Origin of the sequence: Polynucleobacter sp. AP-Elch-400A-B2 (assembly GCF_018688355.1) — a bacterium.
Classification (GTDB): Bacteria; Pseudomonadota; Gammaproteobacteria; order Burkholderiales; family Burkholderiaceae; genus Polynucleobacter.
This window is the reverse complement of record NZ_CP061317.1, coordinates 74,829-89,917: the sequence shown is the minus strand read 5'-3', so window position 1 is coordinate 89,917 and position 15,089 is coordinate 74,829. Positions and strand designations below refer to the sequence as shown.

General features: G+C 46.3%; 11 protein-coding genes. 6 read left to right on the top strand and 5 right to left on the bottom strand.

All coding sequences use genetic code 11. The features are described from left to right. Position 1 precedes the first annotated feature (1 nt). From FD977_RS00510 to FD977_RS00495, 4 genes are all read right to left on the bottom strand, one after another. Positions 2-1,465 (bottom strand): glutamate synthase subunit beta, encoded by a 1,464-nt coding sequence (locus FD977_RS00510; RefSeq protein ID WP_215305653.1) that lies wholly within the window; start codon positions 1,463-1,465, stop codon positions 2-4. Between the two features lie 58 nt (positions 1,466-1,523). Further along, positions 1,524-6,269 carry a glutamate synthase-related protein gene (locus FD977_RS00505; protein ID WP_215305652.1) on the bottom strand — a complete coding sequence of 1,582 codons (4,746 nt, stop codon included), beginning with the start codon at positions 6,267-6,269 and terminating at the stop codon, positions 1,524-1,526. A 193-nt stretch (positions 6,270-6,462) separates the two neighbouring features. Next, complete coding sequence (locus FD977_RS00500; RefSeq protein ID WP_215305651.1) at positions 6,463-7,167, bottom strand: transposase; 705 nt, start codon at positions 7,165-7,167, stop codon at positions 6,463-6,465. A gap of 12 nt (positions 7,168-7,179) precedes the next feature. Continuing rightward, on the bottom strand, positions 7,180-9,516 hold the full coding sequence (locus tag FD977_RS00495) for a penicillin-binding protein 1A (RefSeq protein ID WP_215305650.1): 2,337 nt from the start codon (positions 9,514-9,516) through the stop codon (positions 7,180-7,182). 136 nt (positions 9,517-9,652) lie between these two features. Here FD977_RS00495 and FD977_RS00490 point away from each other — a divergent pair, with 136 nt between their 5' ends. From FD977_RS00490 to aroB, 4 genes are all read left to right on the top strand, one after another. Continuing rightward, positions 9,653-10,333 carry a hypothetical protein gene (locus FD977_RS00490; RefSeq protein WP_215305649.1) on the top strand — a complete coding sequence of 227 codons (681 nt, stop codon included), beginning with the start codon at positions 9,653-9,655 and terminating at the stop codon, positions 10,331-10,333. A gap of 152 nt (positions 10,334-10,485) precedes the next feature. Next, on the top strand, positions 10,486-11,451 hold the full coding sequence (locus tag FD977_RS00485; RefSeq protein ID WP_215305648.1) for a secretin and TonB N-terminal domain-containing protein: 966 nt from the start codon (positions 10,486-10,488) through the stop codon (positions 11,449-11,451). 12 nt (positions 11,452-11,463) lie between these two features. Continuing rightward, a complete protein-coding gene (locus FD977_RS00480) occupies positions 11,464-11,988 on the top strand; it encodes a shikimate kinase (RefSeq protein WP_215305647.1) in 525 nt (174 codons plus the stop codon). 8 nt (positions 11,989-11,996) lie between these two features. Beyond that, a complete protein-coding gene (gene aroB, locus FD977_RS00475; protein WP_215305646.1) occupies positions 11,997-13,079 on the top strand; it encodes a 3-dehydroquinate synthase in 1,083 nt (360 codons plus the stop codon). Between the two features lie 12 nt (positions 13,080-13,091). On the opposite strand, the gene cyaY is transcribed toward aroB, so the two are convergent. Continuing rightward, positions 13,092-13,475, bottom strand: coding sequence for an iron donor protein CyaY (gene cyaY, locus FD977_RS00470; protein WP_215305645.1), 384 nt, complete (start codon positions 13,473-13,475; stop codon positions 13,092-13,094). Between the two features lie 47 nt (positions 13,476-13,522). On the opposite strand from cyaY, the gene FD977_RS00465 reads away from it, so the two are divergent. Both FD977_RS00465 and lysA read left to right on the top strand, forming a co-directional pair. Beyond that, positions 13,523-13,714, top strand: coding sequence for a lipoprotein (locus tag FD977_RS00465; RefSeq protein ID WP_215305644.1), 192 nt, complete (start codon positions 13,523-13,525; stop codon positions 13,712-13,714). Further along, on the top strand, positions 13,711-15,009 hold the full coding sequence (gene lysA, locus FD977_RS00460; RefSeq protein ID WP_215305643.1) for a diaminopimelate decarboxylase: 1,299 nt from the start codon (positions 13,711-13,713) through the stop codon (positions 15,007-15,009). The genes FD977_RS00465 and lysA overlap by 4 nt, the downstream gene beginning before the upstream one ends. Positions 15,010-15,089: the final 80 nt, after the last annotated feature.

Sequence of the window (15,089 nt, the reverse complement as noted above, 5' to 3'; positions counted from 1 at the left end):
ATTATCGGGGAAGAACGGATGACCCCATTAAATACTCGTCTACTGCATGGGCAGCTTGACGGCCTTCACGAATCGCCCAAACCACCAAAGACTGTCCGCGACGCATGTCACCAGCGGCAAATACCTTAGGAACGTTAGTTTGATAAGCATTTTGGCCTTCAACCGTGGCTTTTGCATTGCCACGAGCGTCTTTTTCAACACCAAAGGCATTCAGAACCTGAGCTGCAGGAGACACAAAGCCCATGGCCAAGAACACTAAATCTGCCTTAATTTCAAACTCAGAGTTTGGCATTTCTGTCATCTTGCCGTCTTTCCACTCCAGGCGCACACAGATTAATTTCTCTAATTTTCCGTCTTTACCTTCAAAACGCTTAGTCGCAACAGACCAGTCACGCTCACAACCCTCTTCATGCGAAGAGGATGTACGCAACTTAGTTGGCCAATATGGCCACACCAAAGGCTTGTTCTCTACTTCTGGTGGCTGTGACATTAATTCAAACTGAGTCACCTTAGTGGCACCATGACGATTGGAAGTTCCAACACAGTCAGATCCAGTATCACCACCACCAATTACTACTACATTCTTGCCCGTTGCAGAAATTTCATTTTTGAAATCACCTGCGTTTTCTTTGTTTTGGGGGATCAAGAATTCCAAGGCATAGTGAACGCCCCTCAACTCACGACCAGGAACTGGCAGGTCACGCGGCTGCTCTGATCCACCACTAATCACAACAGCGTCAAAATCTTTCATCAACTGATCAGGTGACAATGTTTTTGTGGAGTAGTTTTTTACTTCAGCACCAATCGCCTCTTTACCTACAAATACGCCAGTCTCAAACTTGACACCTTCAGCTTGCATTTGCTCTACACGACGATCAATCAGCCATTTTTCCATTTTGAAATCAGGAATGCCGTAGCGTAACAACCCGCCAACACGATCATTCTTTTCAAATACGGTGACGTCATGGCCGACGCGCGCTAATTGCTGCGCAGTCGCCATACCAGCAGGCCCACCACCAACAACAGCAACTTTTTTACCCGTTTTAGTCTTAGGTAGCTGTGGCTTAACCCAGCCATTTTCCCAGCCCTTATCAATAATGGCGTGTTCAATTGACTTAATACCAACTGCATCACTATTGATACCTAAGGTACACGCAGCCTCACAAGGTGCTGGACAAATACGGCCAGTGAACTCAGGGAAGTTATTGGTGGATTGCAAAACATCTAATGCATTCTTCCAGTCATCATGAAATACCAAATCATTGAAGTCCGGAATGATGTTATTAACTGGGCAGCCGTTATTGCAAAATGGAATACCGCAGTCCATGCAACGTGCACCTTGCACTTTAGCTTCCTCATCTGTCAGTGCTGCAACAAACTCTTTGTAATGATGCAGGCGCTTAACGGGAGCTTCGTAGGTTTCATCTACGCGCTCAAACTCCATAAATCCAGTAACTTTACCCATATCGAATCCTTAGTATCTTTTCTTAATGTCTTTATTAATTAAGTAGCTTATTGGTAACTTAGACAGTTACAGTTTTGTTTTGTGCTTTTTCCCACAGCTCACCTAAAGCACGTTTGTACTCAGTAGGAAGTACCTTCACAAAGCGACTACGGGCCTTATCCCAATCAGCTAAGAGTGCTTTAGCGCGCTCAGAACCAGTGTGACGGAAATGACGCTCGATCAAGCCCTTCAGAATTTGCTCATCAGTCATGCGCTCGCCACCATCTTTAACATCAATAGGGGCATGCCACTGTGACTGAGGCATCTGGGCAATCTGCTCAGCAGAAGGCAATACTTTTTCTAAAGTTGCCATGCTGGTATTGCAACGCTTTTCAAAAAGGCTATCTTCGTCGTAGACATAAGCAATACCGCCACTCATACCTGCTGCAAAGTTACGGCCAGTCGCGCCCAAGACCACTACAGTGCCGCCAGTCATGTATTCACAACCGTGATCGCCAGTACCTTCAACAACCGTTGTGGCACCAGAGTTACGAACTGCAAAACGCTCACCAGCCACACCGTTAAAGAATGCTTCACCACCGATTGCACCGTAAAGAACGGTATTACCAACAATAATATTCTTTGCTGTATCGCCACGGAACTCATGTGGCGCGCGCACAATTACACGTCCACCAGATAAACCTTTACCAACATAGTCATTACCGTCACCAACTAAATCTAAGGTGATGCCGCGTGCCAAGAAGGCAGCGAAACTTTGACCAGCAGTGCCATTCAATTGAATATGAATAGTGTCATCCGGTAAACCAGCATGACCATAACGCTGAGCAATCTCCCCGGAGAGCATTGCACCAACAGTACGATTTACGTTCTTGACGGGAACAATGAAGGAGACTTTCTCGCCACCTTGTAATGCCGGCTCACTCTTCTCAATCAGAATATTATCCAAAGCACTACCTAAGCCATGCTCTTGAGTCAGGATCTGGTAGCGGGGAGTATCTTTAGGAACATTAGGTTCAGCAAAAATCTTACTGAAATCCAAGCCATGAACTTTCCAGTTCTCAATACCCTTACGCGTATCCAAAAGATCAACACGACCAATCAAATCATCAAACTTACGAATACCGATTTGAGCCATGATCTCGCGCACTTCTTCAGCAATAAAGAAGAAGAAGTTCACAACGTGCTCTGGCTTACCAGAGAACTTTTTGCGCAATTCAGGATCTTGTGTAGCAACACCAACTGGGCAGGTATTCAAATGACACTTACGCATCATGATGCAACCTTCAACAACCAATGGTGCTGTTGCAAAACCAAACTCATCTGCGCCCAATAAAGCACCGATCACGACATCACGACCGGTTTTCATTTGGCCATCAGCTTGCACACGAATACGGCTACGCAAACCATTAAGCACCAATGTTTGTTGAGTTTCAGCCAAACCTAATTCCCATGGGGAACCGGCGTGCTTAATAGAGGATAGTGGTGATGCACCGGTACCGCCATCATGTCCAGCGATCACGACGTGATCGGCTTTCGCTTTGGCAACACCGGCTGCAATCGTGCCAACACCCACTTCAGAAACCAACTTCACAGATACATCAGCCTCAGGGTTCACGTTCTTCAGATCATGAATCAACTGAGCGATATCCTCAATGGAGTAAATATCGTGATGTGGGGGAGGAGAAATCAAACCAACGCCTGGTACGGAGAAGCGCAGCTTACCGATGTAATCGGAAACCTTACCGCCCGGCAATTGACCGCCTTCACCAGGCTTAGCGCCTTGGGCCATCTTGATCTGAATCTGATCGGCAGAGCGCAGATATTCAGTAGTAACTCCAAAACGACCGGAAGCAACCTGCTTAATTCTGGAGCGTAATGAATCGCCATCAAGCAAAGGAATGTTTGCTTCAACAACGTCATTACCCAAAATGCTCGCTAAGGTTTCACCCTTCTTAATTGGAATACCTTTAAGTTCATTCACATAACGGTTTGGATCTTCACCGCCCTCACCCGTATTAGATTTGCCGCCAATTCGGTTCATGGCAATCGCTAAAGTAGCGTGCGCTTCAGTAGAAATAGAGCCTAAGGACATCGCGCCCGTTGCAAAACGCTTGACGATTTCCTTTGCGGACTCAACTTCATCCAATGGAATTGCTTTAACTGGATCGATCTTGAACTCAAACAAACCACGCAAGGTCATCTGACGCTTGGTTTGGTCATTGATCAGATTGGCATACTCTTTATAAGTTTGATAGCCCTTATCGATACCAGCACGGGTAGAGTGCTGTAACTTCGCAATCGTATCTGGAGTCCACATATGGTCCTCACCGCGGATACGGAAAGCATACTCACCGCCAGCCTCAAGCATATTAGTCAAAACAGGATCATTACCAAATGCGGACTGATGCATACGCAAAGCTTCTTCAGCTACTTCAAATACACCGATGCCGCCCACGTTGGATGGGGTGCCTTTGAAGTAATGATCAATCACATCCTTATTCAAGCCAATTGCTTCAAAAATCTGGGAGCCGGTGTAAGACATGTAAGTAGAGATACCCATTTTGGACATCACTTTTTGCAAGCCCTTACCAACCGCTTTCACAAAATTCTTGACTGCTTTTTCTGCTGACAAATCGCCAGATAAACCTTTAGCCATCTCAGCCAAAGTTTCCATTGCCAAATAGGGATGAACTGCTTCAGCTCCATAGCCAGCCAAGAGTGCGAAGTGATGTGTCTCACGTGCGCTACCGGTTTCAACTACGAGGCCAACGCTAGTACGCAAACCTTTTTCAACCAAATGTTGATGAATCGCTGAAGTTGCCAACAATGCCGGAATAGCCACATGCTGCTCATCAACCTGGCGATCGCTCACGATCAAGATGTTGTAACCAGAGCGTACGGCATCGGCAGCTTCCGCACACAGGGATGCTAAGCGAGCCTCAATGCCATCCTTGCCCCAGGATGCTGGATAACAAATATCCAACTCATATGAACGGAACTTACCGTTGGTGTAGTGACCGATATGACGAATCTTGGTCATATCGTTGAAATCTAAAATCGGCTGATTCACTTCCAAACGCATTGGTGGGTTGATATTGTTTGTATCCAACAAATTCGGCTTAGGTCCAATGAAAGACACCAAAGACATCACCATGTTTTCACGGATAGAGTCAATCGGCGGATTGGTGACCTGTGCAAACAATTGCTTGAAGTAGTTATAGAGTGGCTTGTTTTTATTGGAGAGAACGGCTAGTGGGCTATCGTTACCCATCGATCCAATTGCCTCTTCACCATTCATTGCCATTGGGGCCATGAGGTACTTGATGTCCTCTTGGGTATATCCAAAAGCTTGTTGACGATCTAATAATTTTGCAGCAGGTCGAATAGTATTTTTCTCATCTACTAAGTCTGCCTTGCTAGCATCGACTTCATCTAGCTTCACACGTACGGCATCGATCCAACTCTTATATGGCTTAGCTTTAGAGACGGCATCTTTCAATTCGACGTCATCAATAATGCGGCCCTGCTCCATATCAATCATGAACATCTTGCCCGGTTGTAAGCGCCATTTTTGAACAATTTTGCTCTCTGGAATTGGCAGAACACCAGCCTCAGAGCCCATGATGACTAAGTCATCATCTGTTACGTAATAACGCGCTGGACGTAAACCATTGCGGTCTAAGGTAGCGCCAATTTGACGACCATCTGTAAAGGCCATGGCTGCTGGGCCATCCCATGGCTCCATCATTGCGGCGTGATACTCATAGAATGCGCGACGGTTTTCATCCATCAAAGCGTGCTGTTCCCATGCTTCTGGAATCATCATCATCATGGCTTGCGCCAATGGATAACCTGACATGACCAATAACTCTAAACAGTTGTCAAAACAGGCTGTGTCAGATTGACCTGGATAAATGAGTGGCCATAATTTTTTAAGATCATCGCCAAGCACTGGAGAGCTGATTGCTCCCTCTCTTGCATTTACCCAGTTAACGTTGCCTTTAACTGTATTGATCTCACCGTTATGCGCAATCATGCGATACGGGTGAGCCAATTCCCAGGCTGGGAAAGTATTGGTAGAGAAACGCTGATGCACTAAAGCCAATGCAGAAACTGTACGTGAATCTTGTAAATCTTTGTAGTAAGCACCCACCTGGTTAGCCAACAGCAAACCCTTATAAACAATGGTCCGTGCAGACATCGATGCCACAAAGTATTCTTTACCGTGCTTCAGATGTAAATCTTGAATTGCATGGCTTGCAGTTTTACGAATCACATACAACTTACGCTCAAGTGCGTCGGTTGTCATGATGTCGCGGCCGCGGCCAATAAAAATTTGGCGGATAAATGGCTCTGTCATTTGCACTGTTGGAGACATCGGTAACTTCACATCAACCGGGACATCCCTCCAGCCCAAAACAACTTGGCCCTCTAGGCGAACTGTGCGCTCCAACTCTTGTTCGCAAGCTAAACGTGATGCCTGTTCTTTTGGCAGGAAAATCATGCCAACGCCGTATTCACCAAATGGCGGTAACTCGATGCACTGCTTTGCCATCTCTTCACGATACAAGGTATCCGGCACTTGGATCAAAATTCCTGCGCCATCGCCCATCAGCGGATCAGCACCAACAGCGCCCCGGTGATCTAAGTTCTCAAGAATTTGTAATCCTTGAGCAACGATCTCATGTGACTTCTTGCCCTTGATGTGGGCAACGAATCCGACGCCGCAAGCGTCATGCTCATTTTGTGGATCGTAAAGACCCTGCGCGATTGGACGAAGGTCTGTATTCATATGTGTAGTCATGGTATTTCCGCTTGCCCTAAGGGCCTGATTACTTTTGGAGGATCTAATATAGGGGAATACCCATATCGATGCAATAGAAATAAAATAACTCTGTCACATTTAAATTAGGGCGAGTAAAGATGAATCCCTATAAAAGGGACATAGTCAGAGTTTGATGATGGTAAGGCTAGGAGTAAAACACCTTTAATACACTCTAAGCTATTGAATTAGCTGAAATTAATTTTTTAGGTCGCCCACGGCGCCGTATTAATACCTGCTCAGGATTGTCTTTAAACAGCTTTTTTGCGTAACTATCGCTGATCCAAGGCTTAGATCTCACTAGAGCCTCGGTAATTTGCTGATCTTCCCAGTGAGGCGCACCCTCTTTCACGAATGCCGCCCATCTCATTTGCCTTTCAAAAGGAGTATTACCCAGGCTCCAAAAGTGCTGGTGATCAACTAACCAAGGCTCTGCATTGCCTCCAATATGGGAAGTAAAACTAGTCCAAGTGGAAGCCTGCGTGCTTGACTCAAAACCAGATCTCACGGGATTGAGCTCAATGAAGCGTTGGCAGCGTAAAAAATAATCAGGATCTATTAAAGAGGAGCGGTAGCGTCCCTCCCAGATTGTTCCCGACCGTTGCTGCTGTTGATTGAAATACTGAGCATAACGCCTACCTAGCGATTGCATTGTCTTTGCAAGCGAGTCTATGTTCTGGGGAGTCATTAAGAGATGTACATGGTTTGGCATCAAGGCGAATGCATGTACCGCACTACCAAATTGCTTGGCAGCCTCTCGTAACCAATCTAAATAGATGCGGCGATCTGCATCACCAAAAAAAAGTGTTTCTCGATTATTGCCGCGGACCATCACATGCATTGCTTGACCGGGAATAATGGTGCGCGCTTGCCTTGCCATTACAAAAACGAACTACTGCAGTTCGCGCACACCGCCATTATTAGAAAACTCAGGGATAAACCAATCGCCATCCACCTGGGTAACGCCTGCAGGCACTTCGCGTGCTTGCTGTGGCTCATCCCTCAAGGCGGTACCCATATACGAAATCCACATTGGTAAAGCAAGGCCTCCACCAGTTTCACGATCACCTAAACTTGCAGGCTTATCAAAGCCAATCCAAGCAATTGCCACTACCTTCGGGTTATATCCCGCAAACCAAGCATCGTGCGAATCGTTGGTAGTACCTGTTTTACCAGCGATATCATTCCGACCCAATTTCGCTCTTGCACTAGCTGCAGTGCCGGTTTTCGTAACTTCTTGCAACATACTGTCCATCACAAAAGAAGTTCTTGCATCTAGCACCCGGGGCGCATCTTCGCGCGCATGAGTAGGCTTGGCCTCAAACAGCACCGCACCTTTTGAGTCCGTCATCTTATTAATTAAATAGGGATCTACACGATAGCCCCCATTAGCAAAAACACTGTAAGCGGATGCCATTTGCAAAGGTGTAACAGAGCCTGCGCCCAAAGCCATTGTTAAATAAGGTGGGTGCTTTTCTGCTTCAAACCCAAATCGCTGAATATATTCTTGAGCATATGAAGGTCCAATGGCACGAATCAATCGCACTGAAACCAAGTTTTTTGATTTAGCTAAAGCAGTACGCAAACGCATCATGCCTTCATACTTCCCGTCATAGTTCTTTGGCTCCCAAGCTTGGCTACCTGTTTCCAAGCCACCAATAGATAGCGGGGCATCATTGACCATCGTGCTTGGAGAAAAACCTTTCTCAATCGCAGCGGCATAAATAAATGGCTTGAAAGAAGAGCCCGGTTGGCGTTGGGCCTGAGTGACGTGATTAAATTTATTTCGACGGAAATCAAAGCCACCCACTAAAGAGAGGATCGCACCCGTCTCGGCATTCATTGAAACAAAGGCAGCTTCAACTTGAGGTAACTGTGCCAACTTCCAAACCCCTCCGTCCGAGAGCAACCTAACGATCGCACCAGGACGCAAACGTTTTTTTGGTTGAGTACTGTCAGTTAATGCAGCGGCGGCAAGCTTCATGCTCTCGCCTTTGATGGTGATCGTATCTCCAGTAGCAATCATGACCTGCATTTCTTTTGGCTTGATATCGAGCACAACGCCGGACTGTAAATCATCCAATTGCGGATAAGCCAATAAAGCTTCGTCAATTACACGTTGACGCTTCACCGTATCCTCCGGCAAATCAATGAACCCCTCGGGACCACGATACGCATGACGTAAGTCGTACTCAAAAATACCACGACGTACTGCTTTATATGCGGCGTCTTGGTCTGCTTTCAAGATCGTGGTGTATACATCTATTCCCTGCGAATAGATTGCCTCGCCGTATTGCGTAATCAGGAGCTGGCGAACCATCTCAGCAGGAAAGTCTGCACGAGTACTAAATTCATTACCAAGGCCACGGATATGTAACTCTTCAGCCATGGCGATTTGATATTGTTCGGGAGTAATGTACGATAAATCACGCATGCGCTGCAAAATATATTCCTGTCGAATTTTTGCGCGCCGGAAGTTGCTCACAGGGTTATAAGCCGATGGAGCTTTTGGTAAACCGGCCAACATCGCTGATTCAGCGATCGTAATGTCTTTGAGCTCTTTACCAAAGTAGATTTGAGCTGCACTAGAAAATCCATACGCTCTTTGCCCCAAAAAGATCTGATTCATATAAATCTCAAGAATCTTGTCTTTGCTCAATTGAGACTCAATTTCCCAAGCTAAGAGAACCTCATAAATCTTCCGACTGAACGTTTTCTCATTACTGAGGAAGAAGTTTCGCGCCACCTGCATTGTGATGGTTGAGGCACCTTGGGAAAGATTGCCGCGTAAATTGGTGAGGGTTGCCCTCAGGATACCCACATAATCCACTCCACCATGAGAGTAGAAGCGATCATCTTCGATAGCTAGCACTGCATTTCGCATACTCATTGGGATTTCGTTTAAAGGAATTACCTTACGGCGCTCTTCCCCAAACTCACCAATCAGAACTTTATCTGCCGTATAAATGCGCAATGGTGTTTTGGGGTTGTAATCAACCAATGCCGAGATCTTCGGCAAATTCGGCTTTGCTATTAAAAAAGCGTAGCCTAGCATCAGTGTAAATATCACTGCAAAGAACACGCCGATAACTAGCATCGCCTTAATTAAGGGATTGCTTCCCGATTTATTGGGCGAGAAACGCTCCGCTCTTTGCTGACCGGGACGTCTATCAGGCTGTCGGTTAAACCTCCGGTTTAAAGGTGGCTTGTCTTTTGGGGGTAGTGCCATATTCAAATTATAGGGTGCTTACGTAATTTGCCCTCCAGAGCCGAACCTCTCCCTTCAATGCCCACCTAGTGCTTTTCTGACGCTCAATTCTGCTTTCCCTGATGGCCTTTCTCCTCCCCGAGACGAACAATATGGCATGCCTCCACGCCACATTTCCCCCCAGTCTTTTGACGACATACTGAGTGAGTTGGGAGATGACCCCGCCATTCCAGATCCCCACGGAATTCGTAAAACTAGCCCTCCACCCAGGATGGATACACCACCCCAAGCCAAGACCCCAAAGTCCCCTTTTTCGAATAAATCGTTTGAGCTGAGAGGAATCAATTTAAGCCCGATTTGGATAACCGCAGGAATGCTGTTGATCAGTGCCGGCGGCTTCTTTTTTTACTTTGAATCCAATAAGCATGGCGCTGAACAAGAAATAATTACACTTCAAAGCCAACTATTAGCCCTCAAAGAAGAGTTGGAATCCTCTCAAAACGAATGGCGCTCTGAGAGAGAAGATCTATATGAAGTAATAGATGAAATAGAAGTGAGTATTCACTCAATTGAGATAAAACCACCCATACCGGCCACTCAAAGCAAGCCTGCCGCCATCCCGCATGAAGGAGAGCTTCGTCGTTGGAGGTATTTGGGCATCACTCGTATGGGGGCTGCGGAGCAGGCTTTTTTTCATACCGGCAAGTCTACAAAGATGGTGGGCAAGGGGGATCTAGCTTTAGGGGAATGGCGCCTGACTCAAGCTGAAAAAGAGCTGGCCATCTTGACTCATTCCAAAGGTAAATCCATCACCTTTAAATCCACCAACTCAGAGTGACTCTATTGAAGAACTTACAGAAATCCCGCGCCACCTTGCTCCCCTTGATACTGGTTTTTTTGCTCAATTCAGCGCAAGGTAATCTTCCTGAAACGAGTCCCCCAAGCACTCTTAAAGAGAGTCGCATTAGCCTTCAATTTAGCCAAATTGAAATGACTGAACTTTTGCAGGTTTTGGCCAAAATGGGGAATACCAACTTCCTCCTCAGTGAATCTATTCAGGGCAAAATCTCGGTCGACCTCAAGGACACCCCCTGGCAAACTGCCCTCCATTCCATACTGGCTAGCCGAGGATTGCGCCTTGTCCGCAATGACGATATTTACTGGATTGGTCCTCATGCAGAAATTCAAAGTTTTCAAAAATTTCGTCGGGAGGATGCTGCGCTCCCTTTTGGGGGTGATCATATTAATAGTCCTCGCCAGATCCTCATTGAGGCTCGAATCGTCGAAGCTGATCAGCGTTTCGCCCGTGAACTCGGCGTGAAGTTGGGATATCAAGCCAATGGCATTGGCAATCATCCAGACCAAAGCGCAAGTGCAAACCTGGACCTTGCAGGAACCGGCTTAGCCGGCTTTAATCCAGCCACTTTGGCTGCCACCTTAGTTTCTAAGAATGCGGCTCGTCTATTACAAATCGAGCTCTCGGCCCTAGAATCCGATGGGCAGGGCAAGATTCTCTCGAACCCCCGCATCATGACTGGCGATCAGGTTAAGGCCACGATTGAGCAGGGAACTGAACTACCCTACCAAGTCAGCTCTCAGAGCGGGAGCAAATTGCAGTTTCGTAAAGCCAATTTACGCCTCGAGGTCTTACCCAAGATTCATCCTGATGGAAAGATCTCCATGTTGGTGGGGATCAATAAAGACACCATTGGCATGAAAACTGAACAGGGCTATGCGATTGATACCAAAAATCTCAGCTCTGAGGTCACCGTTGAAAATGGGGGAACGGCCATTATTGGGGGCATCTTTCAAACCACTGAACGTGATGACGAGATCAAAGTGCCACTACTAGGCGATATTCCATTGATCGGGCATTTATTTCGCCATAAATCCAAATTGGCAGATAAAACTGAACTATTAGTCTTCTTAACCCCCACCGTGCTAGACAAACACTAATAAAATCACAGGGTGAACTCTTCATCCAACAATATCTTTCTCATTGGCCTCATGGGCGCTGGGAAGTCGACCGTCGGTAAATTGCTAGCTAAGAAATTGGGGCGCCGCTTTTTAGATGCTGATCATGTGATTGAAGATCGTTGTGGAGTCAAGATTCCCGTCATATTCGAAATGGAAGGTGAAGATGGCTTTCGCAAGCGTGAGGCTCAGGCCATCAAAGATATCACCGCCGAACATGATGTCATTTTGGCAACTGGTGGCGGCGCTGTACTCCTGCCTGAGAATCGTCAGCTCCTCAGCGAAAGAGGAACAGTAATTTATCTCCACGCCAATCCCATAGAGCTTTGGCATCGCACTAAAGGTGGTGAAGGTAGGCCACTACTTAGGAATGGTGATGCAAAGAAGATTCTAGAAAACCTCTACTCTATTCGTGATCCCTTGTATCGCGAAATCTCTGACTACGTTATTGAGACTGGAAAACCCAGCGTCAATCAGCTAGTCAATACTTTAATCATGCAACTCGAACTCTCCGTATAAATTTATCCATGAAAACATTAGAAGTTGATCTAGGCAATCGTAGCTACCCCATTCATATTGGTACGGATTTAATAGATCAAGCAGAATTATTTAGCGCCTGTGAAAAATCAACATCGATTTATATTGTGACTAATACGACTGTTGCCCCTTTATATGCAGAGCGTCTCACCAAGACTTTAGAGAAACTAGGCAAGCCTGTCAGAACGATTGTCTTGCCTGACGGAGAGTCTTATAAAGACTGGAAAAATCTTCAGTTAATTTTTGATGACCTCCTCAAGTTTGGCGCTGATCGTCAAACTATGTTGGTGGCTTTAGGTGGTGGCGTCATTGGAGATATGACTGGCTTTGCTGCTGCCAGCTTTATGCGCGGCATTCGCTTTATTCAAGTCCCAACAACTTTGCTAGCCCAGGTGGACTCCTCTGTTGGCGGCAAGACGGGCATTAACCATCCGCTCGGAAAAAATATGATCGGGGCCTTTCATCAGCCGGTAGCAGTGATTGCTGATCTCAATACCTTGAAGACATTACCTGCACGCGAACTATCTGCAGGCCTAGCTGAAGTGGTTAAGCATGGTGCTATAGCAGATGCTGAGTTCTTGGGCTGGATTGAAGTAAATGCACAAGCTTTGCTAGCCTGCGACACCTCTGCAATGGCGCATGCGGTCTTACGCTCTTGCGAAATTAAATCAGCTGTAGTGTCAGCCGATGAAAGAGAAGGTGGTATTCGTGCCACATTGAATTTTGGGCATACCTTTGGTCATGCAATCGAAGCGGGCATGGGATATGGTGAGTGGTTGCATGGTGAAGCTGTTGGCTGTGGCATGGTCATGGGAGCAGACCTCTCAAGACGCCTGAATTTCATCACTCAAGATGAGGCCAACCGCCTCACTCAAATCATTCTTTCCATGAATCTGCCGATTACACCACCCAAGTTTGGCGCACAGCGTTATATGGAATTAATGCAAGTAGATAAAAAGACTGAGGGCGGACAAATCCGCTACGTCGTTTTAGAAAAGATTGGTAAAGCTCAAATTAAAAGCGTTCCCGATGCTCAGGTTATCGAAACCCTAACAGCGACCGGGGCAGCTTAATTCCTGGTTTGCTTATTTCTGAAGCAGGGCAATAGTGATCGTTTGGCCTGCTTGAGCACTAGCAAATTCTGATAAATCGCCTAGTATCTCGCGCCCAGTTTTGGTATCCAGCCACAGTGGGGAGGCTAAAGTACCCGACCAACGGTAGTGATAACCGCCAGATTTAGCCGCTACCCAAATCTCGTGAAGAGGGGGCTGGGTATTGACTACTATTACGCTACGATCCCTGAACCGGATATTGATTACGTTTCCACCCTGGCGCTCTACATCCAGATCGAGGTCTAGCGCATCGTCTGAAGCTTCTAGGGCTACTTCTATCGACTCCAATAAATTACTACCCAACTGATGAAATTGCTTATCGTCAATCGTTTCTACAGTTAAATTGCTTGGCTTCATATTAGAGTCCTGCATGCTATATTCAATCATTCGTTTTAGAGACATTCATGATAGCGATTCTTAAAAGAACACTTGGCATTAGCCTTCTAATATCCCTTGTTGGATGTGGGGTTAGAGGGCCCTTATATTTACCAAATGTGCCGCCAGCACCTAGCCCTCCTGCTGAGCCAGAACCTAAGGGCAAGCTCTATCCACCCCAAAGCCCTGTTACAACTAATCCATCACCGGCCAAGCAATGACAAGTAAAGCGATTCCACTCCCCGACTTAGCTGGATTTACAGAGCGAAATGGTGCTTGGTATGCAGAGGAGATCCCTTTGTTAGATTTGGCAAAAGAATTTGGTACTCCACTTTATGTGTACAGCAAAAAAGCATTAACTGAGGCTTATCAGGCCTACGACAAAGCTTGCGTAGACTCCTCTGGAAAAAGACGGGCTCGCGTTCACTATGCGATGAAGGCGAATAGCAACTTAGCGGTAATTGATTGCTTTAAAAAATTAGGCTCTGGCTTTGACTTAGTCAGCGGCGGTGAATTAGCGCGCGCCCTTGCTGTTGGCGCAGATCCAAAAAGTTTAGTGTTTGCAGGTGTTGGTAAATCTGCTCATGAAATTGCGCAAGCCTTGAAAGCTGGCGTTAAGTGTATCAACGTAGAGTCGATTGCAGAGCTCCACCAAATTAATCGGGTTGCCACTAAGCTTAATTGCCGCGCCCCAGTTTCTTTGCGCGTGAATCCCGATGTAGATGCGCAAACGCATCCTTATATTTCTACTGGATTAAAAGGCAATAAATTTGGTATCGCTTATCACGAGGTTTTAAAAACATATCGTGAAGCTGCATTACTGTCACAAATTGATGTGGTTGGAATTGATTGCCATATTGGCTCACAAATTACCAACACGGCACCCTATCTTGATGCGCTTGATAAAGTGCTCGAGCTAGTGACTCAATTGAAAAAAGAAGGTATTGAGATCCACCATCTTGATTTAGGCGGAGGTCTTGGTATTTCTTATGGCGATGACAACCCGCCTGATATTACTGAGTTCACTAACACCCTACTCAATCGTGTTGCTGAACGTGGTTTTGGGCATCTCGATATAGTCTTAGAGCCTGGCAGATCCTTAGTGGGTAATGCTGGTGTGCTCTTGACCCAAGTGGAATACCTCAAGCCTGGAGCTGAGAAGAACTTTTGTATTGTGGACGCAGCAATGACGGAGCTGATGCGCCCAGCGCTCTACGAGGCTTATCACGGGATCGTTCCAGTACAAACTAAGCAAGTTACAAGTTCGACTTATGACGTCGTCGGCCCCGTATGTGAATCTGGTGACTGGCTTGGAAGAGATCGTCAGCTTGCGGTTGAAGAGGGTGATCTGCTTGCTATCCTATCTGCTGGTGCCTATGGCTTTGTGATGGCATCTAATTACAACACCAGACCAAAACCCGCAGAGATCATGGTTGACGGTAAGAATGCTTATGTCATTCGTAAACGAGAAAACATTGCCAATCTCTTTGCTAGTGAAACCACCTTGCCAAATTAATACTGCTATTGAATTTACTTCTCTTGGTATATTCTAGGTAATAAAAAACCCCGCTACATCAGCGGGGTTTTTGTTTTGTA

Bases quoted from the DNA above. Each gene is read 5' to 3' on its own strand.
- FD977_RS00490 (WP_215305649.1), top strand. From the start codon at position 9,653: ATGCCTCCACGCCACATTTCCCCCCAGTCTTTTGACGACATACTGAGT.
- lysA (WP_215305643.1), top strand. From the start codon at position 13,711: ATGACAAGTAAAGCGATTCCACTCCCCGACTTAGCTGGATTTACAGAG.
- FD977_RS00465 (WP_215305644.1), top strand. From the start codon at position 13,523: ATGATAGCGATTCTTAAAAGAACACTTGGCATTAGCCTTCTAATATCC.
- FD977_RS00500 (WP_215305651.1), bottom strand. From the start codon at position 7,167: ATGGCAAGGCAAGCGCGCACCATTATTCCCGGTCAAGCAATGCATGTG.
- cyaY (WP_215305645.1), bottom strand. From the start codon at position 13,475: ATGAAGCCAAGCAATTTAACTGTAGAAACGATTGACGATAAGCAATTT.
- FD977_RS00505 (WP_215305652.1), bottom strand. From the start codon at position 6,269: ATGACTACACATATGAATACAGACCTTCGTCCAATCGCGCAGGGTCTT.
- FD977_RS00495 (WP_215305650.1), bottom strand. From the start codon at position 9,516: ATGGCACTACCCCCAAAAGACAAGCCACCTTTAAACCGGAGGTTTAAC.
- aroB (WP_215305646.1), top strand. From the start codon at position 11,997: ATGAAAACATTAGAAGTTGATCTAGGCAATCGTAGCTACCCCATTCAT.
- FD977_RS00510 (WP_215305653.1), bottom strand. From the start codon at position 1,465: ATGGGTAAAGTTACTGGATTTATGGAGTTTGAGCGCGTAGATGAAACC.
- FD977_RS00485 (WP_215305648.1), top strand. From the start codon at position 10,486: ATGACTGAACTTTTGCAGGTTTTGGCCAAAATGGGGAATACCAACTTC.